Raw genomic sequence first — 24,396 nt, forward strand, 5'->3', positions numbered from 1 at the left:
GTGATCGGGCACGATCCGAACGAGCCTACCCGCGGAGCTTCTCGATTCGTTTCTCCATCGGCGGGTGCGTCGCGAACACCTTCTCGAGAAGCGACCGGTCGGCGTTGAAGATACACAGCGCGCTCACGCTGTCGTCGAGTTGTGACTCGCGACCCTGTGACCCCTGAGAAATCTTCTCGAGGGCGCGAGCGAGCGGGTCGCCGCTGCCGATGTACTGGCTGGCGTCGTCGTCGGCGACGTATTCGCGGTATCGCGAGATTGCGAGGACGAAGATCATCACGAGCATCTGTGCGACGTTCGAGATGATCATGCCGACGAAGATACTGCCGATGTTGCGTTCGCCGCCGAACATGTACACCATGTACGCGACCCACCCGACCATCATCGCGATGGAACTGCCGAGGACCATCGCGAGGACGTCCCGGTTCTTGATGTGGGCGAGTTCGTGCGCGATCACGCCCTCGAGTTCGTCACGCTGGAGTAGAGTCAGGAGTTCCGTCGAGACGACGACGACACCGTTGCCCTTCCGGCCGGTCGCGAAGGCGTTGGGGACCCCCATCTGCATGACCATCAGTTTCGGTTTGTCGATACCCATGTCCTGGCACAGCGATTCGGTCATTCGGTGGACGTCGCGATACTGCCCTTCTTCGGGCATCTCTTCTGCGCGTCTGGTCGCCGACCAGGTCCCGATCTTGTACTGGATTACCGGGAGCACAAGCAGCCCCAGCAGGACGAGCGGCCACGCCCCGAACCCGAACATCGCGAGGCCGAACGCTCCGACGAGCATGTAGAAGGCGAACAGAATCGAGCCGACGACCGCCATTCGAACCTTCAGGCCGAAGTCAGTCATAGGGAACTGTACGTACCGAACGTGGATAAATGACGTGAAATTGTATGTTACTTCTCGACACCTGAGCCGGCCCGGCACAGCAGTGGCGCTCGGTCGAAGTCACAACGAATAAGTCAGTTCGGCCTCGTGTGGGGTATATGCGCCGCGTCGCTCACTCGGCCGTCGGAACCGTCGTGAGCGGCGCCAGCCCTCGTTTTTCGAAACGTAAACGCGCGTGAGAGTGCTCGAGGCGGGAGTGGCACCCCCGTCCCGGGCGCGATTCGATCGCTCACAGTTGCGTTCCACCGACCACGACCACCCACCGATCGGAACCGATACACCCTACCGATTGGGGGCTCATACACGACTCAACGACACCACATCACACCATGACAGCAATCGACCTATCGGGCGTCTTCCCGGCGATGTGTACGCCCTTCGACGAGGACGAACGGATCGACTTCGAAACGCTTCAGACCGACGCTCAGCGGCTCGAGGCCGCGGGCGTCGACGGGCTCGTTCCCGTCGGCTCCACCGGGGAGTCCGCGACCCTGACACACGACGAACACGTCCGCGTCGTCGAGGCGGTCATCGAGGCCGTCGACGACGTGCCCGTCATCGCGGGGACCGGTTCGAACAACACCCGCGAGGCGCTCGAGCTCTCCGAACGCGCCGCCGAGGCCGACGCGGACGGCCTCCTGCTCATCTCGCCGTATTACAACAAGCCGGAACAGCGCGGCCTGGTCGAGCACTTCCGAACGATCGCGGACGCCGTCGATCTCCCGCAGATCGTCTACAACGTCCCGTCGCGGACGGGCCGAAACATCGAGCCGGACACGGCCGTCGAGCTGGCGAGCCACGAGAACATCGCGGGATACAAGGCCGCGAGCGGCGACCTTGGACAGATCGGCGAGATAACCGAGCGCACGACGGACGAGGACTTCGCGGTCCTCTCGGGCGACGACGCGCTCACCCTGCCGGTCATCTCGGTCGGCGGGACCGGTACGATCAGCGTCGCCGCCAACGTCGAACCCGAACTGACCTGCGCGATGGTCGGCGCAGCGCTCGACGGCGATTACGAGCGCGCCCGGCGGCTTCACCACGAACTCGGCCCGCTGTTCCGCGAACTCTTCGTGGAGACCAATCCGATTCCGGTCAAGGAGGCCATGGAGATCCGGGGCTACGGTCCCGCTCGCATGCGCTCGCCGCTGACGCGCCTGGCCGACGAGTACCGCGAGGGGCTCGAGGCCGTTCTCGCCGACTTAGAGCGCGATACGACCGCGGTCGTCGACGCCGCGGAGGGGGATCGATGACGGTACGGCTCGGCGTCACCGGCGCGACGGGCCGGATGGGCCGGGAAGTGATCGCCGCCGCGACGGCCCGCGAGGACTGCGAGGTGGTCTTCGCCGTCAACCGTCGGCCGGACGAGGAGACCGTCGACGGCGTCGAGGTCGAATCCGCGGCCGAGTTCGACTCGCTGGTGGTCGACCGCGAGCCGTCAGTCGTGATCGATTTCACGGGACCGGAGTCCGCTGTCGACTACGCCGAGGCCTGCGCCGACGCGGGCGTCGCGTTCGTCACCGGGACGACCGGCTTCGACGACGACGGCCGCGAGGCGCTCGAGGCCGCGGCCGAGGACGTGGCCGTCCTCCACGCGCCGAACTTCGCCCGCGGCGTTCGGGCGCTGGTAAACGCCGTCGGCGAGGCGGTGCGAAACCTGCCGGGCTACGACGTCGAACTCGTCGAGACCCACCACAACGGAAAGCGCGACGCGCCGAGTGGCACCGCGAACCGGCTGCTCTCCGAGATCGAGGCCAACGGGGACTTCACCGACCGCACGCACGGTCGCGAAGGCGACGCCCCGCGCGAGACCGGCGAGATCGGCGTCCACGCGCTGCGCGCCGGTGACATCACCGGTGAACACGAAGTCGTTCTCGCGGGCAACCACGAGGAGGTCAGACTCACCCACCGCGCCGAGGACCGCGGCGTCTTCGCCGCGGGAGCGGTCGACGCGGCGGTCTGGATCGCTGGACAGAAGGCGGGCAGCTACGACTTTGCGGACGTGATCGCAGAATGAGCGCACTCGAGACCGATATCGGCGAGCTGTGGGAGCGGAAACAGAACGACGCCATCAGTGCCGAGACCGCCGGCAAAGACGAGTACGCGACCCTGGACGCCTTCCTCGACGCCCTCGAGGACGGCGAGATCCGCGCCGCCGAGAAACACGGCGGTTCGTGGGAGGCAAACGAGTGGGTCAAACGGGGCATCCTGCTCAACTTCGGCCTGCGCGCGACCGAACCTCGCGAGTACGGTGGCGTCACGTACAACGACGTCCTTCCGCTTGCCGACTCGAGCGGGTACGGCGATCGCGGCAGCCGAAATACGCCGGACGGCACCGTCGTCCGCCGCGGGGCGAACGTCGGGTCGGACTGCATTCTGATGAGCCCCGCGTTCGTCAACGTCGGCGCTCGCGTCGGCGACGGCACCCTGGTCGACTCGTGTGATACGGTGGGCTCTTGCGCCCAGATCGGCGACAACGTCAAACTCGGCGCGAACCTCCTCATCGGGGGCGTCTTGGAGCCGGTCGAGAACGCGCCGGTCATCGTCGAGGACGACGTCTCGCTGGGCGCCGGCTGCCGGGTCACCAGCGGCTTCGTCGTCGGCGAGAACAGCGTCGTCGGCGAGAACACCCTCCTGACGCCGCGCATTCCGGTCTACGACCTCGTCGAGGACGAGATTCTCTACGGCGAACTGCCCGCCGACCGGCGCGCGTTCACCCGCTTCGTGGAATCCTCGATCGGCGACCACGACCTCTTCGACGGCGGCGCGTACAAGCCCGCCGTCGTCGCGACGGATCTGGAGACCGAGACGCTCGAGGCGACCGAACGCGAGGACGCGCTGCGGGAGTAGGCGTGTCACCGGCGGTCGGATCTCGAACGAACAGGGTCTCGCAGTCGGTGTGGGGAAGATGTCGATTTTTGAGGGAGGATTTTTGTCTGTTCCCCTCGTAGTGGGATCAGAATGAGCAAACGGGCTAAAGCCGACGATCGGGGCCGAATCGTCATTCCGCACGAGATCCGTGAGAAACACGGCGATCGATACCGCGTCGTCGAACTCGACGATCGAGTCGAACTGATCCCGCTGAAAGACGACCCGATCGAGGGCCTCCGAGACGCCGTCGGTGATGCCTTCGACGACAAATCGATCGACGAGATCAAGCGAGCGGCGCACGAGACCGCTCGAGAAGACGCGATAGACGACGTGCGTGAGTAGTATTCGATGATCTACGCCGATACGGATTTTTTCATCGCACTCGTAAAAGACGACGATTGGCTCCAGGATCGGGCGGCCGAGATCGCCCTCGAGAACGAGGGAGAGATCTACACCTCGCGGGCGACGCTGCTCGAGTTGCTCGTGATCTCGGACAGATTCGAGTTCGATCGGATGGAAGCGCTCACCTACGCGCTCGAGATTGCAGCGGTCCCCGAAGACGAAGACGTCCTGTTCCAGGCGGCGGACTACATGGAGCAGGACGAACTCACCGCGTTCGACGCGTACCACGTCGCCTACGCGGACGAAGATCCCCTCGTCTCGTCGGACAAATCGTTCGACGATGTAACGGACGGGAGGATCGCGATCGAAGCGGTCGAACTCGAGTAGCCGAGACGGAACCCAAACGCTTGAATCCTCGCGGTGACTTGGAATCGACAATGACTGACGCTGCGGTTTCGCCGCCCGTCCGCCGCCTCTCCGACTGGGACGCGGCCGAACTCGAGTCCCTCGCCGACGAGTACGAGACGCCGCTGTACGTCCTCGACCTCGAGCGCGTCCGGGAGAACTACCGGCGGGTCGACGCGGCCTTTCCCGACGCCGAGATCCTCTACGCGCTCAAGGCGAATGCGCTGGGAGACGTTCTCAGGGCGCTTCGCGAGGAGGGCGCCGGCCTCGAGTGTGCCTCCGCGGGCGAGGCCCAGCGGGCACTCGAGGCGGGTGCGACGGGTGCCGACGTCCACTACACGGCGGTCAATCCGCCCGCGCGGGATCTCGACTGGGTCGTCGACGCCTGGGCGGATCACCCGGAACTGACGGTCACGGCGGGCTCCGAAGACACGATTTCCCGCCTCGCCGACCGCGGCTACGACGGCCGGCTCTGTCTCCGGGTCAACCCCGGTATCGGCGCCGGACACCACGCAAAAGTACGGACGGGCGCGGCCGCGAAGTTCGGCGTCCCGGCCGAACGCGCGGTCGACGTGCTCGAAGATGCCACAGAGCGCGACTTCGACGTCGTCGGGATCCACGCCCACGTCGGCTCCGGCGTCTCGAGCGATCAACTCGCCGCTCACCGAGAGTTCGTCGCGCGGATGGGCGACCTCGCCAGACGCGTGGACGCTGCGATCGGCGGCGACGGCCTCGAGTTCGTCGACGTCGGCGGCGGCTTCGGCGTGCCGTATCACGAGGACGAGGAGCCGTTGGACCTCGAGTCGGTCGCGGAGGCGACGCGAGAGGCCATCGGCGAGATCGACGCCCGGCTCGCAGTCGAGCCGGGCCGTTACTTCGTCGCCGACGCGGGCGTCCTTCTGACCGGCGTAAACACGGTCAAGCGGGCTCGAGAGACGACCGTCACCGGCGTCGACGCGGGAATGACGACGCTGCTGCGCCCGGCGATGTACGACGCCTATCACCCGATCCGGAACCTGACGGCCGACGTGGACACCGACGGAGTCGACTCGAGCGATGCGGCGGTTCGCGAGCCGATTCCACAGACAGTAGCCGGACCGATCTGCGAGAGCGGCGACGTGTTCTGTTCGGACCGCGACCTTCCGGCGAGCGAACGCGGTGACGTCCTCGCGATCGGCAACGCCGGGGCCTACGGCTACGAGATGGCGAGCCAGTACAACTCCCGGCCGCGACCCGCGTCGGTCGTCCTCGACGGCGACGCGGTTTTTCTCTCGCGACGCCGAGAGACCGTCGACGACGTCACCCGGCTCGAGCGCGAGACCCGAACGAAGCGCGGGCCTCGCACGGACGACCGGTGAGGAACGAAGTCGACCGGTGAGGAACGAACCGAGAGCGGGACGTGTGAACGAGGAGCGGGTCTCGAGAGAGCGGCCGGCGAGCGACGGATTCAAGGCGGAACCGAACCGAGGGGTAGCACACGACATCTCGGTCGCCGCGGCAGCGCCCCGGCGACCGCGACGACGAGACACTCTCCCAGTGATCGCACGATGACCGTTCCATTCCAGAAGTACCACGGCACCGGCAACGACTTTCTAATTATCCACGCGGACGAATACGTCCCCGACAGGGCAGCACTCGCCGAGCGCGCGTGCGACCGCGACACCGGCGTCGGTGCCGACGGTGTTCTCTATCTCGCCCTGGAGGAGAAGTTCAATCCGCCCCGCGTCGTCATGACGCTCGTTCAACCCGACGGGTCGGTCGCCCCGATGTGCGGCAACGGCGCTCGCTGTGCCGCCGAGTGGGCGATGGAGCGCACGGATACCGATAGCGTGATGATCGATACCCAGGCGGGGACGCTGCGCGCCGATCGGGCGGACGACGGCGACATCGTCGTCGAGATGGGCACCGCCACGTTCGACCCGACGAAGATCCCCGTCGACGCGGACGAACAGGTGTTCGAAACGGAGATCGAAGGCCTCGAGGTGACGATGGTAAACACCGGCGTCCCCCACGCCGTCGCGTTCGTCGACGACGTAGACGACGTCGACCTCGAGGCGGTCGCACCGCCGGTTCGCTACGCGGACGTCTTCCCGAAGGGGACGAACGTCTCCATCGCGAGCCCCGACGGGTCGGGCGGGTTCCGGCAGCGAACCTACGAACGCGGCGTCGAAGCGGAGACCGAGTCCTGTGGCACCGGTGCGGTCGCAATCGCCACCGTCGCCCGCCGACTGGGGCTTACGGACGCCGACCCGGTGACGGTCTCCCCGCCCGGCGGGGACCTGCGGGTGAGTTTCAACGAGCGCGGGAACGCGACGCTCGCCGGCCCCGTCGAACACGAGTTCGACGGCGAGGTAGCCGTCGAACCGCCGGTCGAGTCGTGACGGGGACCCGTCAGGACGACGCGTTCGAGCCGATCGAATTTCTCGAGGACGCGGTTCAGTACCCCTCCCACGAGGACGTCGACCCGATGCGCGGCTTTCTCCGCGAGACGATAGAGAAGCGGGGCTTCGCGGTTCGCATCGACGACGGTGGGGCCGTAGTAGCCTCCCGTGGGCCCCCGGCCGCCGCCGCCGAGACACACGTCGTCTTGAACACGCACATCGATACGGTGTCGCCGCACGTTCCGTTCGAACGCACCACCGACGGGGGCGCCGACGTCGTTCGCGGCCGCGGATCCTGCGACGCGAAGGGCCCACTCGCGGCCATCCTCGCCGCGTTTTTCGCCGTCGAGCCGACCGACGGCCGCGTGACGCTCGCGATCACCCCCGACGAGGAAGTCCTCTCGACGGGCGCGTACGCGCTGGTCTCGAGCGAGGACGAACCGACGCGGGACGCGGACGCGGTGATCGTGGGCGAACCGACCGGCCTCGACGTCTGTACGGCCGCGAAGGGGCGCTTCCAGGGAACGATTCACCTCTCCGGGGCGAACGCCCACGCCGCCGAACCCGAGACCGGAATCAACGCGGTCGCGGCGCTAGAGCCGGTCCTGGAGTCGCTCCGGACCTTCGACGAGCGCGAGGACGCGCCACCGGCCCACCCCCAACTCGGTGCGGCCACGCTCACACCGACCGTCGTCGAAGGTGGCGGGGCGACCAATCAGGTGCCGGCGGACTGTGCGCTGACGGTCGACCGACGGAGCGTGCCGCCCGAGACAGCCGACGGCTTTCACGAGGCGCTGATTGCACACCTTCGAGCCGCCGTTCCCGACGACGTGGGCGTCGAGTTCCAGTTCACCGATCGGCCGACGCCGTTCCTCGAGGCCTGGGAGACCGATCCGGACGCTCGAGTCGTCGGTCTCCTCGCGGACGCGGCCGGCGGCGACGTCCGCCCGTTCACGGCCGCGACGGAAGCCTCGTACTTCGCCGCGGACGCGCCGACGGTCGTCTTCGGACCGGGCGTACTCGCCGACGACGAGGGGGCCGTCGCACACGCCCCGCGCGAATACGTTCGGGTCGACGACGTCAGAGCGGCGGCGCGGGCGCTCGAGACGACGCTCTCGGAACTGCTCGCGTAGCGGAACCGGGCCCCGCCCTCGCTCGATGGGTCCCGAACGGTCGCTCGCCGATACGTATCGCTCGAGTGGTACACCGAACGGTTTTGTCAACGGAAGCCCAATTGCATGTGGGTAGTTACCATGCAAAAGAACGTCGGAGGAATCGATCGCACCGGGCGCCTCGTCGTCGGCGCGGTGGCCGTGCTGGCCGGTATCGCCGCGCTGACGGGCTTCTGGGCGGTCGGAATCGTGACCGCGGTCGTCGCCCTCGTCGTCGGGGGGATCCTGCTGGTGACTGGACTGACCCGGAAGTGTCCGATCAACGACGCCGCCGGAATCGATACGACCGAGTGACGGTGCCGGCCGTGACGGGCCGTTTTCGACGGTGCTCTACGCAGACATGAGCGCTATCGCCACCACGCTGAGCCCGATGGCGGCGAGTTTGCGAGCGGTGACGGTCTCGTCGAAGGCCACGATACCGATCAGCGAACTGACGACGATGAACAGCCCGTAGATCGGCACCACGATGCTGACGGGGCCGAGTGCGAGCGCCCGGTAGTAGCTCAACAGGCCGATCGTTAGCAACACGCCGATCGCGATGAGCGTCGGCGTCTGGGGGTGACGGAGGTACGGCCGCACCCGGAGGCCCCGGTAGGCGATCACGAGGCCGACGGTGACGAACATGACCGAATTCGACAGGAACACGGCGAGCGTGCTGGGGAGGTCGGTCATCGCGACCGAGAGCAGCGGCGCGACGAGGCTGTACGCGAGACAGGCGAGAATCGACAGTTCGAGGTACCGACGCATCACTCCTCACCTCCGGCGGCGAGATAGATCGCGAGCGCGGCGACGACGATGCCGGCAGCGCGGGTCGCGGTCAAGTCCTCGCCGAGGAACGCGATTCCGATGATCGAACTCCCGACGATGAAGAGGCCGTAGATCGGGACGACGACGCTGACCGGTCCCTGTTCGAGCGCCTGGTAGTAGGCGAGGATGCCGGTCGACAGAAAGAGGCCCGCGACGTAGACGATCCCCGCCGCGGGCGTGGTCACGTCCGATGGCCGGCCCGTCCCCGTGACGACGAGGACCACGGCGGTCAGGCAGAGGAAGATCGTCGTCGAGAGAAAGAGCGCGACTGCGGGCGGCACGTCGGACGTGACGACGCTCGTCAGCGGTGCGATCAGCCCGTACGCGACGAGTGCGACGAGCACCCACAGCAGATACTCCATACCACTCGTCGATCGGCGGGCGACTTTTACGGTCCGATTCGGCTTCTCGAGCGATCGCGACGGTATCGCATTCGGTTCGCGTCGACAGCACTTTTTTAGTTACGCGTTTCGTCGCTTCGAACAGATTTACATTCGTGATCGTCGCTGGAACCGCTCTCACCGTTCCGTCGCCGCCGGCCGCGCCGTCGAGCAGCCTCGCCACGGTTCCCGGTTCCGTCCTCACGCAGGCCGTCACCGTCGCGGGAGCCTGGATGCTCGTTACGCTGATCGTCGCCACCGGGACGGTCGTTGTCGCCCCGCGATCCGTGCGGAACCGCCGAGACGAGGTGCGTTCCGACCCGGACGTCGCGTTCGCCGTCGGGTTCGTCGCCTTTTTCGGCCTGCTTCTCGGTTCTGCGCTGCCGCTGTTCGCCGGGATGGCTCTCGAGCACCTGCTGTTGATCCTGCTGGGTGCGCTCGTCGCGATACCGGGATTGTTCGCGTGTGCCGCGATGTTCGTCGTCGGGGGGTGTATTGGCGCGATCGTCGTCGGCGACGGACTCGACAGCCGGCTCGGATCGACTTCGGAATCGCTGTGGCGCTCGCTGGTGCTCGGAACGCTCGTACTCGGGACGAGCCAGCTGGTGCCGGTTTTCGGGGCGATCGTGACCATCGTCGCGGTGTGTCTCGGCTGCGGAACGATCGTCGGCAGCGGGTACGAGGCGGTGCGAGGCGAGGCGCTAGTGACGTCCTCGAGCTCCCCGTCCGCCGGTCCTGGGTCGGGCCCCCGCTCACGAACACGGTCGGTGCCGGTCGAGACCGCGCTGGATGCCTCGAGCGGGTCACACGAACACGAGTCGAATCGACGGGCCCACCCGACCGACTTCGACGCGTCCGGGACGGGACGCCGGGACGATCGGCTCGACGGCGCGACCCGGGATCTCGAGTCCGACAACCGGCTGGACGAGACCACGACTCGGCCGGCCGGTGACGGGGACGCCGGACGATCCGATCGCGCTCGGGACGACTCCCGTTGAGCGTCCACTCGCTCTCTCGCTGCACGAAACGCCCGGTCACCGTCTTCGCCCCCGGATCGCGTTTCTCCCGAACCGGGGTTCGGTGACTCGAGTCGATCACGCGTAGGAGAGGTAATTAACGAGGTAGACGGTTGCATTGAAACAGCCGTGAACCAGCGCCGGGACGAGTAAGGTGTCGCTGGCTTCGTAGAGTATCCCGAAGAAGAGCCCCAGCGTCGTTACTGTTCCGATACTCACCACGACGGCGCCGATTTCCTCGCCCATGTACACGGGCAGGTGGATACATCCGAACACCAGGGCGGCGAGACCCACCGCGACGACGGTCGGGAACGTCTCCTCGAGTCGCGACTGGAGGACACCCCGGAACAGGAGTTCCTCACCGGGACCAGTCAGCAAGACGGCGATCGGGATCCTGACCAGAAACAGGGCCGGATACGTCCGGCCCTCTTCGATTCCGGAGTGAGTCGTTCCGTCGCTGCCGCCGAAGGGCTCGAGCAGGTCGACGACCGCCTCGAACCCGATCATGACGACGAACGCACCGACCAGTCCCGCGACGACCCAGGCCACGTCCCAGACCGTCGGCCATCGGACCCGAAGGAAATCGGCGACGAAACGCCGATCGAACCCGCGTCGACGGATGATCATGTACGAGAGCGCCGTGCCGCCGGCACCCACGACGTTGAACCCCACCGTGAGTCCGATTTCCTCGACCGTCCGCGTACCGTAGCCCAGCGCGGTGAGGTGACCGATCGTTCCCACCCCTGCGACCGTGCCGCTCGCGTAGCCGAACAGTCCAACCACGAGGCAGACGCCGACCGCCCGCGTCCCGCGTTTGACCCGCGCCCCCACGCGTCGCCGCTTGCTCGAGCGCACACGGTTTCGTTATCACCATCGATAAAAATAGGTATTGATACGACCGGCGTTAATTGAACGCCGCGGGGGCCGATCGGATCCGATCGACCCTCGCCCGGCATCCATTCGGCCGTCAGTCGGTCATGTCGTCGACTAATTCGCTCGCAACGCCGGTGTAGCCGGCCGGCGTCAGCGCGTGGAGTTCCTCGCGGACGTCCTCGTCGACGTCCAGGTCGTCGAACAGTTCGCGGAAGTCAGCGAGCGTGACGTCCTTGCCGCGGGTGACTGCCTTGACGCGCTCGTAGGCGTCGGCCTGGCCCTCGCGCCGGAGGATGGTCTGGACGGCCTCGCCGATGATTTCGGGGGTCGCCTCGAGGTCGTCGTGCATGACCTGCTCGGAGGGGACGACCTTCGAGAGGCCGGCAGCGGTCTTACCGTAGCCGATCAGGCAGTGGGCGAAGGCGGGTCCGATGTTACGCTTGACGGTCGAATCGGAGAGGTCGCGCTGGAGCCGGGAGGTGGTGACGTAATCAGCGAGGAAGGCGAGGTCCGAGTTTGCTTTCGAGAGGTTCCCCTCGCTGTTCTCGAAGTCGATCGGGTTCACCTTGTGTGGCATGGTCGAGGACCCCGTTTCGCCTTCGACGGCCTCTTGCCCGAGGTAGCGATCGGAGACGTAGAGCCACACGTCGAGGTCGAGGTCGAGCAGGACCGCGTTGGCTCCGCGGAACGCGTCGAACAGGGCCGCGAGGTCGTCGCAGGGGTTGACCTGCGTCGTCAGCGCCTCGAACTCGAGGCCGAGCCCCTCGACGAAGTCCCGGGCGAAGGCCTGCCAGTCGACGTCCGGATAGGCGGCGACGTGGGCCGCGTACGTTCCGGAGGCGCCGCCGAGTTTGCCTCGCAGGTCGTCGGTCGCCAGCCGGATGCGACCGGTGGCACGGGCCAGCCGGGAGGCGTAGACGGCCATCTCCTTCCCGAACGTGGTCGGCGTCGCGGGCTGGCCGTGGGTACGTGCCAGCATCGGAAGGTCGCGGTAGTCCCGCGCCATGTCCGCGAGACGCTCGCGGACGTCGTACAGTTCGGGCAGGAGGACCTCGTCGACGGCGTCCCGGACGAGCAGTCGGTGGGCCAGGTTGTTCACGTCCTCGCTGGTCAACCCGAAGTGGATCCAGGCCGACGCGTCGCTCCCCTCGGGAAGGCGGTGGCGGACGAAGTATTCGACGGCCTTGACGTCGTGGTTCGTCGCCTCGAAGTCGGCGTGGCCCTCGGTCTCGAGTTTCTTGATCAACTGCGCGTCTTCCTCGGCGAAGCTCTCGGCGAGGCTCCGCAGGTGGGTGCGCTCCTCGAAGTCGAGTTCCAGCGGCGTCGCCTCGAGGTCGGCCAGCGCGATCAGGTACTCGACTTCGACGCGGACTCGGGCGCGCATGAGTGCGGCCTCGCTCGCGTACGGCGACAGCGGTGCGGTCCGGCCGCCGTACCGGCCATCGAGCGGGGAGACGGCGTACAGGGCGTCGGTCTCGGTCATACCGGTCGTTGGTCGAGCGGGTCGCAAAAGCGTGTCGAAACCACCGGCCCGACGACGCCACGAGCGTGCATACCTCCGGGGATGGAGCTGCGAATACGATTGTATCGATACACGAACGTGTATATGTCGGTGCTCGAGACCGCAATCACTTTGCCGCTCGCGGGCGCGGGTTCGACCATGACGCGAATCGCCGGGATGGCCGGCAACCGAGGGCGCAACCTGTTGAATATCGCCGACCGCGAACCGGGCGGAGCCGAGTTCGCCGTCGTCCTGACGAACGCGGCGGACGCGCCGGTGCTCGAGGCCGCCGCCGAGCGCGGGATCCCCACCGAAGTCGTCCCCCTCGAGGACGGGATGAGCCGTCGCGACCACGAGGCGGCCGTTCTCGAGGCGCTGTCGGACTACGAGTTCGACCTGGTCTGTCTGGACGGGTACATGCGGATCCTCTCCGAGACGTTCCTCGACGAGGCTCCGACCACGCTGAACGTCCATCCGTCGCTGCTGCCGTCGTTTCCCGGCATGGACGCCTGGGGCGACGCGCTCGAGGCCGGCGTCTCGGTGACGGGCTGTACGGTTCACGTCGTGACGGACGCGACAGACGAGGACGGCGCGGTCGTCGAGGCGGACGTCGACGCCGGGCCGATCGTCACCCAGGAGCCGATTCCGGTGTACGAGGGCGACGACGAGGAAACCCTCAAAGAGCGCGTCCTCTACGAGGGCGAGTTTCGAGCGTACACCCGGGCCGTGAAGTGGTTCGCCGAGGGGGCGCTGGACGTGGATCCGGAAACCGGCGAGGTGACCGTCGAAGCGGATGCGCCGAGCGCGCCGGACGCCGAGGGGCTGCCCGCGCGTCGATTCACCTCGAGCGACCGCGCTGATACCCTCCGCTACGGGGAAAACCCGCATCAGGACGCCGCGGTCTACGCCAATTTCACCTGCGACGAGGCCAGCGTCGTCCACGCCGACCAGTTGAACGAGGGCGCGAAGGCGCTGTCGTACAACAACTACAACGACGCCGACGGCGCGTTGAATCTCATCAAGGAGTTCGACGAACCCGCGGCGGCGGTCATCAAGCACACCAACCCCGCCGGCTGTGCGACCGCCGACTCGCTGTCCGCGGCCTACGAGAAGGCGCTCTCGACGGACCCCATGAGCGCCTTCGGCGGCATCGTCGCCCTGAATCGGCCGTGCGATGCCGATACCGCCGAACAGATCGTCGACTCGTTCAAGGAGGTCGTGGTCGCACCCGGCTACACCGACGACGCGCTCGCGGTGCTCTTCGAAAAAGAAAATCTCCGCGTACTCGACGTTGGTGACCTCGGGGAGCGCACCGAACGCTTCACCGAGAAACCGCTCGTCGGCGGACGACTGGTTCAAGAGCGCGATCTGCAGTCGATCTCGGTCGACGACCTCGAGGTCGTCACCGAACGCGAGCCGACCGACGAGGAACTCGAGACGATGGTGTTCGCCTGGCAGACGCTCAAGCACGTGAAGTCGAACGGCATCCTCTTCGCGCAGGGTACGGAGACAGTCGGCATCGGAATGGGGCAGGTCTCTCGCGTCGACGCGGTCAGACTCGCGGCGATAAAAGCCGACGAGCACGCCGAGGGCAAGGATGCAGAGGGCGCAGTCATGGCCTCGGACGCGTTCTTCCCGTTCCCGGACGGTATCGACGAGGCCGCGAAGGCGGGCATCGGAGCCGTCGTCCAGCCGGGCGGTTCGGTCAACGACGAGGACGTGATCGAGGCCGCGGACGAACACGGCATGGCGATGGCGTTTACGGGCCAGCGGAGTTTCAGGCACGATTAGATCCGCGACCGACCGAAGGGAGCGAGCAGCTTTTTGGGCCAGATTTTTGCGCGAGCGGTGAGCGACCACCGGGAGCGAACCCGAGTGGAAAAAGGTGGATGCTGCGATGGCGTTTACGGGACAGCGGAGTTTCAGGCACGATTAACCGGGTTTGAGAAACGCCTTCCGGCGCTTTCGTCACAACCGGGTATCGGACAGGAGAGTCTGACGTAACGAACGCGGCCGTTTCGATCGCCGTTCGGTTTTCAGGAAATGGAGGTGGGTAATCGACCGCGACCGATCCGGTCGCTCAGCCAGTCTCCGACCCACGCACCGATCATCGCGGTCACGCCGGCAACCGCGAAGAAACACCCGATGAATACCACCGCGAACGCGATCTGAATCAGGTGAAACCAGAGCGGGGAAGCGAGATCCGACACGATTACCAGCATGTCGGACCCCATCCACAGAATCGGGAGCGAACCGATAAAACCGACTCTCGCGGCAACCTGAGAGCGCGTCATCGATCCGTCACCGTACAGATAGCCGGCGATGAAACCGCCGAAAAATACCGGCGTGAGATCGATCCTGTGTCCCGTCTGCGCGTAGAGGGCGGTCGTAACGGGAAACGCAGCCAGCCCGCCGATGATCGCCGCTCTCCAGGCGGGATCCGCGAACCGGGATTTGACGTCCAGATCGCCGTTCACAATCCGATATCGTAGCGGGTCGACTATAAATACGTTGAATATCTAACTGTATCGCCGTCCGCGAACCGAGCACGGCGTCCGGCACCTCACAGCTATAGTAGTCGTCGAAACGATTTACTCCCCGCTCGCAGCGGAGCGGCCAGCGAGTCTTCGCTGGCCGCGACTTCGCGAGCGGGGAGTGCACTGACTTTCAACGACTACTATGGAGCGAACGCACGTTCGAGAGTATTTTATGAGTGACCGTCTCGCCTCGAGCGGTTCGATTTCGGTTGGTTTCAAGTGTTTGTATGGTGATTAGATGCTATGACAACGCTCGAGTTGAGTAAAGAAGTTAAAAATTGGATCGCTATAATTTTACTACCGCTGTCAACCTTGGTTTTACTCGCGAGCGAGATTCTGCACAGACTAAGCCTCCTCGCTGACGCCGACCCTGGTATAATCCACGCGATTGCATCTGTTATTGGCTGGGTAGTACTCATTTTATCATTGACGTACTTATTTGTCGGTCTCCGGACGTCTCTGCCCGTTGTTGATTTCACAGAATAGCACGCCCACATTCGTTATCGTTCACTGATGATCGAAGGGGAACTCATCTGATTTGAATTCCGCGATGTCCACAGCCATAGTTCCTCCAGATCTGAATGACCGTATACCGCTTCAACAGCCAGTAAAACTGGATCGGGAAAGCGTGGCGGTCGACCGCCCGTGACCAAATGTTGCATTCTCTTCAAGCAGAGAGTGATCTACCACTGATCTACGAATTCTCGAGCACACCTGCTCCGTCACGTCAAGCGTAGATAACCTCTCGAATCCCCCGAGACCAGCTCCTCATTCAGGCCGACGGGAGTGATCGGTCTCGAGCCGACCAGAACCGAAAATTTCGGCCCCTGGGAGACTTCAATCCATAGCTGATTCCAATAGCTATAAGTTATTCTACGAACAGCTTCTGAATGGAAGTTACGCTTCCGAATATGGGGGCGTATATGAAATGCCCCGGGTGCTAGAACACCCGAAGCGTGGCTTCCAAACACGACCCGTTTGCAAGCCATGTTCCACTTGCTTCTACCGAGACATAAACGTCTCGCACGACGGAAGTATCGGTACACTCGACAGAAACGGTGCCGCGGCCGCCCGGTTCGGAGCCGCGACAGCCACAGCGACGCCGGAGGTCGGCCATGACTGACGACGAACTGATCGATGACGAATTGCCAGACGACCCCGACTCGAGCCGGAATCCGACCGAGTCCGAAATTCTGGATGGCATCCTCATAGACGTGGACCTCAACCCGCCACCGGAACTCTCCAGGTGTCCGAACTGCGGCGGGCCGGTCGCGTCGGTCACGTCTCGAGGACCGACGGATCACACCGCGGGACCGTATGGCTGCAGTCTCACGCCCGGGGAAGTCGAGCAGCTCTGACTCCACCCGGGGTCCATCCACATCGCCGCTGACGCAGCCACCAGCAACCTCGGTCTCGCGGGTGTAATTCTTGCTCTCGTCCCACAGTCGTCTAGCGTTTCAGTACCTCACGAACACGTCCGTGATCCGATCGTATCTGGCCGCCGGGTCCGCCAGTTCCGTGAATCGGGCAGCGGTTCAGGTTGCCACCGGCGACGTCGAGATCGAGTTCGGATACGTTCCGTGCGACGATCCCCGCCTCGATCACCGTCTCACGGTGGGTTTGATCGCTGCCCGACCCGTTCCAGTCGTCGACTCGAGTTCCGCGAGCGGCCCCGAATCGGGTGTTCAACTGGGACTCTCGCTCACGTGTGTTCGTCCTCGATCAGCCCAGATCGATGTGCGGAATCGTCACGACATCGAAAAGCTGGTAGTGACTGTCGTACGTTGCGATGTGATCGACGCCCAGGTCGTTCATGTGACACGCGATGACGAAGTCCGTAAACGAGGCATCGTTGGTGTCCCACTCGATGAACCTCTCGCGTGCCTGCTCGAACGCGCCCTCAGAAACGCGCTCGAAGCGAACCAGTCCACTTTCATCGACGGCTCTGAACAACAGCTCAGCATATCGAAGCGACGCACGTTTCTTCAGCCGAGTTGCCGCTTCGTCGAGGGCATGCTCGTTGACGATGAACTGCCGATAGGGGAGCTCACCCTCACCTGCAAACTCGGCGATCGCTCGCGATGCGTCGTGGAGTTCATCGTTCGGGTTGAAAAACGCGAACAGGAACTTGGGTCCGAGGAACACCCGGTGTGTGAGTCGTGCCGGTTCGAAGTGGTCGACGGAAACTGGTCCAACGGGGGTATCGATCGACCGTCCCATTCATTCCTCGCTGCTGGATGTATCCGAGAACTGGATATCGACAGTATTCCCACTCCACTCTTCGACCAGATCATCTTCTGTCGCGGCATTCGTGTATGGGGTGTCAGGCTCTGGTTCTCGATCGAGTTCCTCGAGAATCTCGAACAGGGGGTCATCTGGATCGACCTGTTTTTGCTTCTCCATCCAGACTTCGGTCGCTTCACGCAATGCCGCGGTCAGTGAGAGCCCCTTCTCTTGGGCAAGCGATTTGAAGTGTCGGTACTCTTCCTCCGACAATTCGGTCTGGACGTGCGTCGACTTACCCATTGAACATCACCCTTTCATGAATGGATTCGCGTCCATGATCCATAAACCTATTCATGGCATCTTTGGGACATCGCCAGGCTGAACGGCTCAACCCCTACAAAGGGGTTTTGTGCTACTACAGGGGAACGTCACGATAACTCGATTGCTCGACACCAGATTGGGAAACGAGAACACGAACGTCTCGAATCGAGAACCGCACCTCGAGATCACCGGTTGCTGAATCCACGAGAAGCTCGAGCGCCTCGACACCGATCACTCGCTGCAGTTGGTACTCGTCAGCTGCTACGCTTGCAGGACTCGATCGGACAGATCGCGGTGGTCGCTCCCACGTACATTGCGTTCTTCGTTAGTGTACCGTCGTTCGGACGACTGGTGGCCGGACTCTTGGGAATGGATGCCGGCGAAAACCGGGCGCTCGTGTTCACGTCGGGCGATGCGGTTGCATCCGCGGTCGTCGTCACCCAGACACTCGTCGAACTGACGGGCATGGTCCTTCTCACACGAGTTGCCCCTGTTGCCGCTCGAGGAACTCGAGGAGTGTCTCGATATCCTCGGCCGAGGCCGCTGATTGGCCAAACATACTCTTGAAACGATGATCGAGCCCACCCTCTTCGATGAACGCTTGTGCGTCACTGAGCTGTTCCCGAAGGGCAGTCGCATCTCCGCGATGCAGATGTGTCTCGACCATGTCTACATCGACCGAGGGAATTGTCGCAAGAATATCGGCGAGATCGGCTTTCCGGCCACTATGGAGTTTGGCGGCAACGAGTACCTCCCCGTCAGCTGCTCGTGCCGTCGTCGATCGAGTCCCCCCCGAAATCGTCGTCGGGGAACTGTGTGTGCGCAGATAGTCGAACGACCACTCTGCTTCGGTCTGCCGGCAGCCGAGGCCGTTAACGAGGATGTCTACGCCGACCGGATGGGGCAGCCCTTTGGTGCGCTCGAAGAGTTCGATTTCGCGATTATAGATGGTCTCTTCTGGGGGCACTTCGAGGTCGGCCTGTCGTTCGAAGCGACGTGCTTCGAGAAAGGCAACGACTTCGTCGTAGTCGTCTGGGGCGATGACGAGGTCGAGGTCGGTCGAAAACCGCGTCTCGAATTGACTGATCGCATAGCCTCCAACGAGGACGAACCCAATATCTGACTGTTCCAGTTCTTCGAGCACTTCGATGAGTGCCTCGCTTCGGTCTTCTTGACTCATGTTCAGGCTGGCTCCATGCGGTAGCTCGCGTCAGTGTCGACGTCGTCGTACATCCGTCCGAGCATGTCGAGTGCCGACTCGAAGGTTGCGTAGTACTCGTTTGCGAACGCCACGGTTTCCTGGAGTGGGATGACGGACCGTCCGTCGACCATCTCGGCATCGATTTGTGACCGTGGCTCCAGAACGATCTGGATGGTGCCGTCGAGATCTTCTGTGGGCTGGCGCTCTTCCGAAGTCGGGATTCCGAACCGATCGAAGAACGCCGTCCAGGCGTCGAGGTCGGATTCGTGGACGGCGATGAATAGCGGATAGTCCTCTGGGTCGCGAGCAACCTGGTAGCCACCGCGGGTCCAGACGTAGACCGCATCGATGGCAGTGAATGCATACTCCATACCCGCAAACTGCGGGAGGACGTACGCTTCCGAGATCGACGGTGGCGAGATGTCTGCTGACGCCGTCAGGAACTCGAGACCGACGTCTCGGATTGCCTGATCGACGAGCTGGAGGCCGTCATCGTACGCGACGTATCCCGCTTCCTCGATACGGTTCACGACGCGCCGAATCGTCTCCCGGTTCTCGTCGATTTTCCGCGCGACGCCCGCGATGGAATCACCCGGGTCGAGCGCGAGGATGACCTTGAGTTCCTTCTCACCACACACTTCGTACATCCTATGATTGCACAATTCTGTGCAACACTAAAAAGGATTACCCTTCTTGTGGGTCTACTGGCTGGATTTGGCGAGCCCCCTCAGTGACTTCCTCGAGACCCCGACCGGCACCCCAGCCGACCTGAGTAAAGCAGCTCTGAGCCGCCTCGCGGTCCGACCACTTCGCCGCCGACACTGGCCCCGCGACGTGGGTTCCGCGGGGGCGACTCCGTTTCCGCAGGGGTGGCGAATTCTTTTTGCGCGTTCCCCGAGGAAATCCGGCAATGGCCGAGAAACGAGATCCCGAACGGGATCGAGACCGAACGCGGACTCGCGATTTCGAGCGGCATCGAACGCGAGCGTCGGATCCGGGGCTCGAGCATGATCGAGAACCGTGACCGCCTCGCCTCGAGTGCGGCCCGCGACGTGGCACTCGAGTGCATCGAAGCCGGAATCGAGGCGGGGCATCCCGAGAGCGTCGTCCGGGAGGCCGTGGCGCTCGAGGGCGAGGTTCTCCGCGTCGCCGGCGAGTCGTACGACCTCGGCGACTACGACGAGGTGGTGGTCCTCGGTGGCGGCAACGCGGCGGCTCACGTCGCGGCGGCGCTCGAGGACCTGCTGGGCGATCGGATCGACGGCGGCGTGATCGTCACGGACGACCCCGCGGAAACCGAGCGCGTGAGCGTCCGCGAGGGTGACCACCCCGTCCCCAGCGAGCGCGGCGTCGCGGGGACCCGGGACCTCCTCGAGCGAGCGGGCGCGGTGTCCGACAATGCGCTCGTGCTGGCGGCGATCACGGGTGGCGGAAGCGCGCTCATGCCCGCACCCGCTGGAGACCTCTCGCTGGCCGATCTGCAAGCGACCACCGACGCGTTGCTCGCGAGCGGGGCCGACATCCACGAGATCAACGCGGTCCGCAAGCACCTCTCGGCGTTGAAGGGCGGTCGGCTGGCGCGGCGAACCGCGCCCGCGACGGTCGTCTCGCTGATTCTCAGCGACGTCGTCGGAAACGACCTGAGCGTCGTCGCCAGCGGCCCGGTCGCCCCCGACGAGTCGACGTACGAGGACGCGCTCTCGGTCCTCGAGCGCTACGGGATCGACGCGCCCGACGGAGCCGCGGCCCGCCTCGAGCGCGGCGCGGCCGGCGATATTCCGGAGACACCGGGAACCGACGATCCCGCCTTCGATCGCGTCACGAACCACGTCGTCGCAGACGGGATGACCGCGCTCCGGGCTGCCAGCGACGCGGCGGCCGACCGCGGGTACGACCCCCTGATTCTCTCCTCGCGCGTTCGCGGCGAGGCTCGCGACGCGGCCACGACTCACGTCGCGATCGCGGAAGAGGGACGGGCGACGGAGACGCCGGTCTCGCCGCCGGCCGTGCTCCTCTCCGGCGGCGAGACGACGGTGACGGTTCGCGGTGACGGCGACGGCGGGCCGAATCAGGAGTTCGCGACGAGTGCGGCCCTCGCACTCGGTGGCGACGGCCGGGACGGGACGGGCGGCGAAAACGATCGCGAAATTACGGTCGCAGCGGTCGACACGGACGGCATCGACGGTGCGACGGACGCGGCCGGCGCGCTCGTCGACGGAACGACCGTCGCGGATCCCGACGCGGCGCGGACGGCCCTCGCCGAGAACGACGTGTATCCGTATCTCGAGGCGCGAAACGCGCTGATTCGCACCGGACCGACCGGAACCAATCTGAACGACCTGCGGGTGCTGGTCGTCGAGTAGGCAGCGAGCGCGGCCCCGAATCACTCGGGTCGCGGAACCTCGGTCTGAAACTCAGGGCTCGCCGGTTCGCGTAAGCGGGTCGATCACGCGACAGGCGTTCTTCGAAAACGCGCGTCGGAGGAGGTCCTCCGAGACGTCGAGGGTGAGTATCTCCATGACCGCGACGTTCGGGTGACAGGCCGGCGCGCCGCTTCCGAAGAAGACGCGGTCGGGGTGTTCGAGCAGCGCCCGCTCGAGTTGCTCGCGGTAGCGGACGAAACTCGTCTCGAGGTAGCAGTCGTCGTACGTTTCGAGGAGATCGATCATGTCGTCCATCATCGATCGGTTCAGTGGATGCCCGCCGAATCTGCCGACGACGACGGGGAAGGACCGCTCGAGCAGGGTTTCGGCGAGCGTCTCGGGCGGGGCGTCGACGCCGCCGCGAACGATCACGGGCAGGTCGACGTCCTCTAGGGCCGCGAGGACGTCGTCGGCGGGATACTCGTCGACGCCGGGATCGATCACGAACCCGTGAAAGCGGTCGTCGTACGCGTACTTCTCGACGTCGCCGGGGGTGGTGTGGTGGTCCGTGCGCTGACGGACCGCGTTGCGGAGCCGTCCCGCTGCGTTTCGACCCGGCGTTTCCGTTCCGTTGATCCGGGCGAACGCGACGAACGGGCGGTCGACGCTGCGCCTCGCGACGCCGTTGTTCGGCGCGAGATAGCTCGTCTCGGGCCGAGACGGCGGGAACACGATCGACCTGGTGATTCCCGCCTGGTGCATCTCCCGCTCGAGCCGATCCGCCGTGATCGTTCGTCTCTGGGGATCCTCACTGCCGTCGGCCGGCGGCAGTCGCGTCGCGACGTCGACGACGCGAAATCCGTGTTCCTGCTCCAGCATCTATCGGGAGTGTTCCGAGTCGAGCCATATTTCCCTACCGGCTCCGTCGTCGACGGGTCTGTTTCTCGTTCGCACGGGCAATCGCAAGACGGAGCGGTGGTTGTAGGGAAAGAATTATATAGAAGTGCTGACGACATGGTTAGTGAGGATCAACGATGGCACAACAGCGACGCATGGGCGGACAGCCTATGTTCATCTTGAGCGAGGACAGTCAGCGAACCCAGGGACGCGACGCCCAATCGTCGAACATCATGGCCGGCAAGGCCGTGGCCGAGTCGGTACGCACGACGCTCGGCCCCCGCGGAATGGACAAGATGCTCGTCGACTCCGGCGGGGACGTCGTCATCACGAACGACGGCGCGACCATCCTCAACAAGATGGACATCGAGCACCCCGCGGCCCAGATGATCGTCGAGGTCGCCGACTCGCAGGAAGAGGAAGTCGGAGACGGAACGACGACGGCCGCCGTCGTCGCGGGCAACCTGCTCGGCGAGGCCGAAGACCTCATCGAACAGGAGGTCCACGCGACGACGATCGTCGAGGGCTACCACGAGGCCGCCGAGATCGCGCTTGACGCGATCGCCGACGTGGTCAACGAAGCCGACGTCGACGACGAGATTCTCACGCAGGTCGCCGAGTCGAGCATGACCGGCAAGGGAACCGGCGGCCTCACGGCCGAATCGCTGGCCGAAACCGTCGTCGAAGCGATCCGTCACGTCGAAACCGACGACACAGTCGCACGCGACAACGTCACCGTCCACACCCAGATCGGTGCCTCGTCGAACGCGACCGAACTCGTCCCCGGTATCGTCGTCGACGAGGAACCCGCCCACGAAGCGATGCCCGCCGAGGTCGAGGACGCGTCGCTCGCGATTCTGGACGTCGAACTCGGCGTTCGCACGGGCGACGTCGACGCGGAGTACGCCATCGATTCGATCGACCAGCTCAACGCCGCTATCGACGCCGAGGAAGGCGAGCTCCAGGGCTACGCCGAGACCATCGTCGACAGCGGGGCTGACGTCATCTTCACGACCGACGACGTCGACGACCGCGTCGCGACCGCGCTCGCCAACGAGGGCGTCCTCGTCTTCGAAAACCTCGGCGACAGCGACGCCCGCAAGGTCGCGTCCGCGACCGGTGCCCGCCGCGTCGGCGCACTCGAGGACTTAGAAGACGAAGACTTCGGCTCGGCGGACCGGATCCACACCGAGACGTACGGTGACGACGACCTCGCGTTCGTCGAGGGCGGCGCTGCCGCGGAGACGGTTACCGTCTTCGTTCGCGGTGGCACCGAACACGTCGTCGACGAACTCGAGCGCGCCATCGAGGACGCACTGGACGTCGTCGCGACGGCGCTCGTGTCGGGCGAGGTCGTTCCCGGTGCCGGCGCGACGGAAATCGCGATCGCCGACAAGATCCGACAGGAAGCCGCCGGTATCGAGGGGCGCAAGCAACTCGCCGTGACCTCGTTCGCCGACGCGATCGACGTGGTTCCCCGCACGCTCGCAGCCAACACGGGCCAGGACCCGATCGACGCGCTCGTCGATCTCCGCGCCGCCAACGAGTCCGAGGGTTGTGCCGGCCTCATCACCAGCGGTGACGAAGTCACCATCGACGATCCGTTCGAGCACGGCGTCGTCGATCCCGCCGACGTCAAGCGCGAAGCCATCGAAAGCGCGACCGAGGCCGCGACGATGATCGTCCGCATCGACGACGTCATCGCCGCCGAGTAACGTCGTTCGACGACGGCAATTCGACGCAGCAGTTTTTTTCGCATCGTCACCCTCGATCGAGTCGCCCGTGTCTTCGCGGCCGACAATGTTATATGCTAACGTGTCGGATCTGGTGTATCATGCCCGGAACCACTCCGCGAGATAACCTGACGCCGATCGGTTCCACGGCCGATCGAACGGTCTACTACGACGGGGATCGGGGGACCTATCACGCGTGGTGCGACGACGACGCGTACGAGCCGGTGAGTATGGCCCTGGTCACGACCGTCTCGTCAGTTCTCGGGGTCGAACCCGAGGATCTCGAGGCGCTGTGGGAGTGCGTCGACCCGGACGCGTTGAACGCGCTCTTTATTCACTGGCGAGGCGACGAGTCGCGCGTCGGCGACGGTTCGATTTCGTTTCCGTTCTCCCAGTGTGCGGTGACCGTCCGCTCGAGCGGCGAACTCGTGATCGATCCGTCGCCTCGATCCACACGACGGGACGGGGACGGGGACTGAGA

At 64.9% G+C, this 24,396-nt stretch carries 27 protein-coding genes; 15 read left to right on the forward strand and 12 right to left on the reverse strand.

Features of this window, described 5'->3' with window-relative positions; genetic code table 11:
* Positions 1–25: 25 nt before the first annotated feature.
* Positions 26–850, reverse strand: a complete 825-nt coding sequence (locus tag NJT13_RS16670) for a M48 family metallopeptidase (protein WP_254522765.1) — start codon at positions 848–850, stop codon at positions 26–28.
* 368 nt (positions 851–1,218) lie between these two features.
* On the opposite strand from NJT13_RS16670, the gene dapA reads away from it, so the two are divergent.
* From dapA to NJT13_RS16715, 9 genes are all read left to right on the forward strand, one after another.
* Positions 1,219–2,142, forward strand: a complete 924-nt coding sequence (dapA, locus tag NJT13_RS16675; RefSeq protein WP_254522767.1) for a 4-hydroxy-tetrahydrodipicolinate synthase — start codon at positions 1,219–1,221, stop codon at positions 2,140–2,142.
* Positions 2,139–2,906: a 4-hydroxy-tetrahydrodipicolinate reductase gene (dapB, locus tag NJT13_RS16680; RefSeq protein ID WP_254522769.1), complete on the forward strand. Its 768-nt coding sequence runs from the start codon at positions 2,139–2,141 to the stop codon at positions 2,904–2,906. Before dapA ends, dapB begins: the two co-directional genes overlap by 4 nt.
* A complete protein-coding gene (locus NJT13_RS16685; RefSeq protein WP_254522772.1) occupies positions 2,903–3,739 on the forward strand; it encodes a 2,3,4,5-tetrahydropyridine-2,6-dicarboxylate N-succinyltransferase in 837 nt (278 codons plus the stop codon). The genes dapB and NJT13_RS16685 overlap by 4 nt, the downstream gene beginning before the upstream one ends.
* Positions 3,740–3,850: 111 nt before the next feature.
* The gene (locus tag NJT13_RS16690) at positions 3,851–4,102 is read left to right on the forward strand and encodes an AbrB/MazE/SpoVT family DNA-binding domain-containing protein (protein WP_254522773.1); all 252 of its coding nucleotides are present in this window, start codon (positions 3,851–3,853) and stop codon (positions 4,100–4,102) included.
* A 6-nt stretch (positions 4,103–4,108) separates the two neighbouring features.
* Positions 4,109–4,489, forward strand: coding sequence for a type II toxin-antitoxin system VapC family toxin (locus tag NJT13_RS16695; RefSeq protein ID WP_254522775.1), 381 nt, complete (start codon positions 4,109–4,111; stop codon positions 4,487–4,489).
* A gap of 50 nt (positions 4,490–4,539) precedes the next feature.
* Positions 4,540–5,865 carry a diaminopimelate decarboxylase gene (lysA, locus tag NJT13_RS16700; protein ID WP_254522778.1) on the forward strand — a complete coding sequence of 442 codons (1,326 nt, stop codon included), beginning with the start codon at positions 4,540–4,542 and terminating at the stop codon, positions 5,863–5,865.
* Between the two features lie 189 nt (positions 5,866–6,054).
* Positions 6,055–6,888 (forward strand): diaminopimelate epimerase, encoded by an 834-nt coding sequence (dapF, locus tag NJT13_RS16705; protein ID WP_254522780.1) that lies wholly within the window; start codon positions 6,055–6,057, stop codon positions 6,886–6,888.
* Positions 6,885–8,021, forward strand: a complete 1,137-nt coding sequence (locus NJT13_RS16710; protein ID WP_254522782.1) for a M20 family metallopeptidase — start codon at positions 6,885–6,887, stop codon at positions 8,019–8,021. Before dapF ends, NJT13_RS16710 begins: the two co-directional genes overlap by 4 nt.
* Before the next feature lie 105 nt (positions 8,022–8,126).
* Entirely contained in the window at positions 8,127–8,354 is a 228-nt protein-coding gene (locus NJT13_RS16715; RefSeq protein WP_254522784.1) for a YgaP family membrane protein, read from the forward strand.
* 36 nt (positions 8,355–8,390) lie between these two features.
* Here the strand turns inward: NJT13_RS16715 and NJT13_RS16720 are convergent, their stop codons facing one another.
* Complete coding sequence (locus tag NJT13_RS16720) at positions 8,391–8,807, reverse strand: EamA family transporter (protein ID WP_254522790.1); 417 nt, start codon at positions 8,805–8,807, stop codon at positions 8,391–8,393.
* Positions 8,807–9,229, reverse strand: a complete 423-nt coding sequence (locus NJT13_RS16725) for an EamA family transporter (RefSeq protein ID WP_254522791.1) — start codon at positions 9,227–9,229, stop codon at positions 8,807–8,809. The genes NJT13_RS16720 and NJT13_RS16725 overlap by 1 nt, the downstream gene beginning before the upstream one ends.
* Positions 9,230–9,363: 134 nt before the next feature.
* Here NJT13_RS16725 and NJT13_RS16730 point away from each other — a divergent pair, with 134 nt between their 5' ends.
* A complete protein-coding gene (locus tag NJT13_RS16730) occupies positions 9,364–10,245 on the forward strand; it encodes a DUF8173 domain-containing protein (RefSeq protein WP_254522793.1) in 882 nt (293 codons plus the stop codon).
* A 96-nt stretch (positions 10,246–10,341) separates the two neighbouring features.
* Here the strand turns inward: NJT13_RS16730 and NJT13_RS16735 are convergent, their stop codons facing one another.
* A complete protein-coding gene (locus NJT13_RS16735) occupies positions 10,342–11,118 on the reverse strand; it encodes a CPBP family intramembrane glutamic endopeptidase (RefSeq protein WP_254522794.1) in 777 nt (258 codons plus the stop codon).
* Positions 11,119–11,230: 112 nt separating this feature from the next.
* Positions 11,231–12,619: an adenylosuccinate lyase gene (gene purB, locus NJT13_RS16740; protein WP_254522795.1), complete on the reverse strand. Its 1,389-nt coding sequence runs from the start codon at positions 12,617–12,619 to the stop codon at positions 11,231–11,233.
* Positions 12,620–12,796: 177 nt separating this feature from the next.
* Between purB and purH the strand changes: the two genes are divergently transcribed.
* Positions 12,797–14,428, forward strand: a complete 1,632-nt coding sequence (gene purH / locus NJT13_RS16745) for a bifunctional phosphoribosylaminoimidazolecarboxamide formyltransferase/IMP cyclohydrolase (protein WP_254522796.1) — start codon at positions 12,797–12,799, stop codon at positions 14,426–14,428.
* A gap of 245 nt (positions 14,429–14,673) precedes the next feature.
* Here purH and NJT13_RS16750 read toward each other — a convergent pair whose 3' ends face one another.
* The gene (locus NJT13_RS16750) at positions 14,674–15,114 is read right to left on the reverse strand and encodes a DUF5518 domain-containing protein (RefSeq protein WP_254522797.1); all 441 of its coding nucleotides are present in this window, start codon (positions 15,112–15,114) and stop codon (positions 14,674–14,676) included.
* A gap of 1,175 nt (positions 15,115–16,289) precedes the next feature.
* Here NJT13_RS16750 and NJT13_RS16755 point away from each other — a divergent pair.
* Positions 16,290–16,532, forward strand: a complete 243-nt coding sequence (locus NJT13_RS16755) for a hypothetical protein (RefSeq protein WP_254522798.1) — start codon at positions 16,290–16,292, stop codon at positions 16,530–16,532.
* A 91-nt stretch (positions 16,533–16,623) separates the two neighbouring features.
* Here NJT13_RS16755 and NJT13_RS16760 read toward each other — a convergent pair whose 3' ends face one another.
* The 5 genes from NJT13_RS16760 to NJT13_RS16785 all read right to left on the reverse strand — a co-directional run bounded on the left by NJT13_RS16760 (position 16,624) and on the right by NJT13_RS16785 (position 19,569).
* Complete coding sequence (locus tag NJT13_RS16760; RefSeq protein WP_254522799.1) at positions 16,624–16,863, reverse strand: hypothetical protein; 240 nt, start codon at positions 16,861–16,863, stop codon at positions 16,624–16,626.
* A gap of 33 nt (positions 16,864–16,896) precedes the next feature.
* Entirely contained in the window at positions 16,897–17,394 is a 498-nt protein-coding gene (locus NJT13_RS16765) for a type II toxin-antitoxin system VapC family toxin (RefSeq protein WP_254522802.1), read from the reverse strand.
* Positions 17,395–17,700, reverse strand: a complete 306-nt coding sequence (locus NJT13_RS16770) for a hypothetical protein (protein ID WP_254522803.1) — start codon at positions 17,698–17,700, stop codon at positions 17,395–17,397.
* A gap of 496 nt (positions 17,701–18,196) precedes the next feature.
* Positions 18,197–18,901, reverse strand: coding sequence for a nucleotidyltransferase family protein (locus NJT13_RS16780; RefSeq protein WP_254522805.1), 705 nt, complete (start codon positions 18,899–18,901; stop codon positions 18,197–18,199).
* Positions 18,902–18,903: 2 nt separating this feature from the next.
* Positions 18,904–19,569: an RNA polymerase subunit sigma-70 gene (locus NJT13_RS16785; protein ID WP_254522806.1), complete on the reverse strand. Its 666-nt coding sequence runs from the start codon at positions 19,567–19,569 to the stop codon at positions 18,904–18,906.
* Positions 19,570–19,929: 360 nt separating this feature from the next.
* Between NJT13_RS16785 and NJT13_RS16790 the strand changes: the two genes are divergently transcribed.
* Positions 19,930–21,285 carry a glycerate kinase type-2 family protein gene (locus tag NJT13_RS16790; protein WP_254522807.1) on the forward strand — a complete coding sequence of 452 codons (1,356 nt, stop codon included), beginning with the start codon at positions 19,930–19,932 and terminating at the stop codon, positions 21,283–21,285.
* Between the two features lie 51 nt (positions 21,286–21,336).
* Here the strand turns inward: NJT13_RS16790 and NJT13_RS16795 are convergent, their stop codons facing one another.
* Complete coding sequence (locus NJT13_RS16795) at positions 21,337–22,164, reverse strand: amidohydrolase family protein (RefSeq protein WP_254522808.1); 828 nt, start codon at positions 22,162–22,164, stop codon at positions 21,337–21,339.
* Positions 22,165–22,352: 188 nt separating this feature from the next.
* Between NJT13_RS16795 and thsA the strand changes: the two genes are divergently transcribed.
* Positions 22,353–23,897 carry a thermosome subunit alpha gene (gene thsA / locus NJT13_RS16800; RefSeq protein WP_254525477.1) on the forward strand — a complete coding sequence of 515 codons (1,545 nt, stop codon included), beginning with the start codon at positions 22,353–22,355 and terminating at the stop codon, positions 23,895–23,897.
* Between the two features lie 119 nt (positions 23,898–24,016).
* Complete coding sequence (locus NJT13_RS16805; protein WP_254522809.1) at positions 24,017–24,394, forward strand: HalOD1 output domain-containing protein; 378 nt, start codon at positions 24,017–24,019, stop codon at positions 24,392–24,394.
* Positions 24,395–24,396 lie beyond the last annotated feature (2 nt).

Source organism: Natrinema caseinilyticum (assembly GCF_024227435.1).
GTDB lineage: Archaea > Halobacteriota > Halobacteria > Halobacteriales > Natrialbaceae > Natrinema > Natrinema caseinilyticum.

What these genes read in the sequence shown, in the direction of transcription:
- NJT13_RS16670 (WP_254522765.1), bottom strand. Translation starts at nt 850, where the DNA reads ATGACTGACTTCGGCCTGAAGGTTCGAATGGCGGTCGTCGGCTCGATT.
- dapA (WP_254522767.1), top strand. Translation starts at nt 1,219, where the DNA reads ATGACAGCAATCGACCTATCGGGCGTCTTCCCGGCGATGTGTACGCCC.
- dapB (WP_254522769.1), top strand. Translation starts at nt 2,139, where the DNA reads ATGACGGTACGGCTCGGCGTCACCGGCGCGACGGGCCGGATGGGCCGG.
- NJT13_RS16685 (WP_254522772.1), top strand. Translation starts at nt 2,903, where the DNA reads ATGAGCGCACTCGAGACCGATATCGGCGAGCTGTGGGAGCGGAAACAG.
- NJT13_RS16690 (WP_254522773.1), top strand. Translation starts at nt 3,851, where the DNA reads ATGAGCAAACGGGCTAAAGCCGACGATCGGGGCCGAATCGTCATTCCG.
- NJT13_RS16695 (WP_254522775.1), top strand. Translation starts at nt 4,109, where the DNA reads ATGATCTACGCCGATACGGATTTTTTCATCGCACTCGTAAAAGACGAC.
- lysA (WP_254522778.1), top strand. Translation starts at nt 4,540, where the DNA reads ATGACTGACGCTGCGGTTTCGCCGCCCGTCCGCCGCCTCTCCGACTGG.
- dapF (WP_254522780.1), top strand. Translation starts at nt 6,055, where the DNA reads ATGACCGTTCCATTCCAGAAGTACCACGGCACCGGCAACGACTTTCTA.
- NJT13_RS16715 (WP_254522784.1), top strand. Translation starts at nt 8,127, where the DNA reads ATGTGGGTAGTTACCATGCAAAAGAACGTCGGAGGAATCGATCGCACC.
- NJT13_RS16720 (WP_254522790.1), bottom strand. Translation starts at nt 8,807, where the DNA reads ATGCGTCGGTACCTCGAACTGTCGATTCTCGCCTGTCTCGCGTACAGC.
- NJT13_RS16725 (WP_254522791.1), bottom strand. Translation starts at nt 9,229, where the DNA reads ATGGAGTATCTGCTGTGGGTGCTCGTCGCACTCGTCGCGTACGGGCTG.
- purB (WP_254522795.1), bottom strand. Translation starts at nt 12,619, where the DNA reads ATGACCGAGACCGACGCCCTGTACGCCGTCTCCCCGCTCGATGGCCGG.
- purH (WP_254522796.1), top strand. Translation starts at nt 12,797, where the DNA reads ATGACGCGAATCGCCGGGATGGCCGGCAACCGAGGGCGCAACCTGTTG.
- NJT13_RS16755 (WP_254522798.1), top strand. Translation starts at nt 16,290, where the DNA reads ATGACTGACGACGAACTGATCGATGACGAATTGCCAGACGACCCCGAC.
- NJT13_RS16765 (WP_254522802.1), bottom strand. Translation starts at nt 17,394, where the DNA reads ATGGGACGGTCGATCGATACCCCCGTTGGACCAGTTTCCGTCGACCAC.
- NJT13_RS16770 (WP_254522803.1), bottom strand. Translation starts at nt 17,700, where the DNA reads ATGGGTAAGTCGACGCACGTCCAGACCGAATTGTCGGAGGAAGAGTAC.
- NJT13_RS16780 (WP_254522805.1), bottom strand. Translation starts at nt 18,901, where the DNA reads ATGAGTCAAGAAGACCGAAGCGAGGCACTCATCGAAGTGCTCGAAGAA.
- NJT13_RS16785 (WP_254522806.1), bottom strand. Translation starts at nt 19,569, where the DNA reads ATGTACGAAGTGTGTGGTGAGAAGGAACTCAAGGTCATCCTCGCGCTC.
- NJT13_RS16790 (WP_254522807.1), top strand. Translation starts at nt 19,930, where the DNA reads ATGATCGAGAACCGTGACCGCCTCGCCTCGAGTGCGGCCCGCGACGTG.
- NJT13_RS16795 (WP_254522808.1), bottom strand. Translation starts at nt 22,164, where the DNA reads ATGCTGGAGCAGGAACACGGATTTCGCGTCGTCGACGTCGCGACGCGA.
- thsA (WP_254525477.1), top strand. Translation starts at nt 22,353, where the DNA reads ATGTTCATCTTGAGCGAGGACAGTCAGCGAACCCAGGGACGCGACGCC.
- NJT13_RS16805 (WP_254522809.1), top strand. Translation starts at nt 24,017, where the DNA reads ATGCCCGGAACCACTCCGCGAGATAACCTGACGCCGATCGGTTCCACG.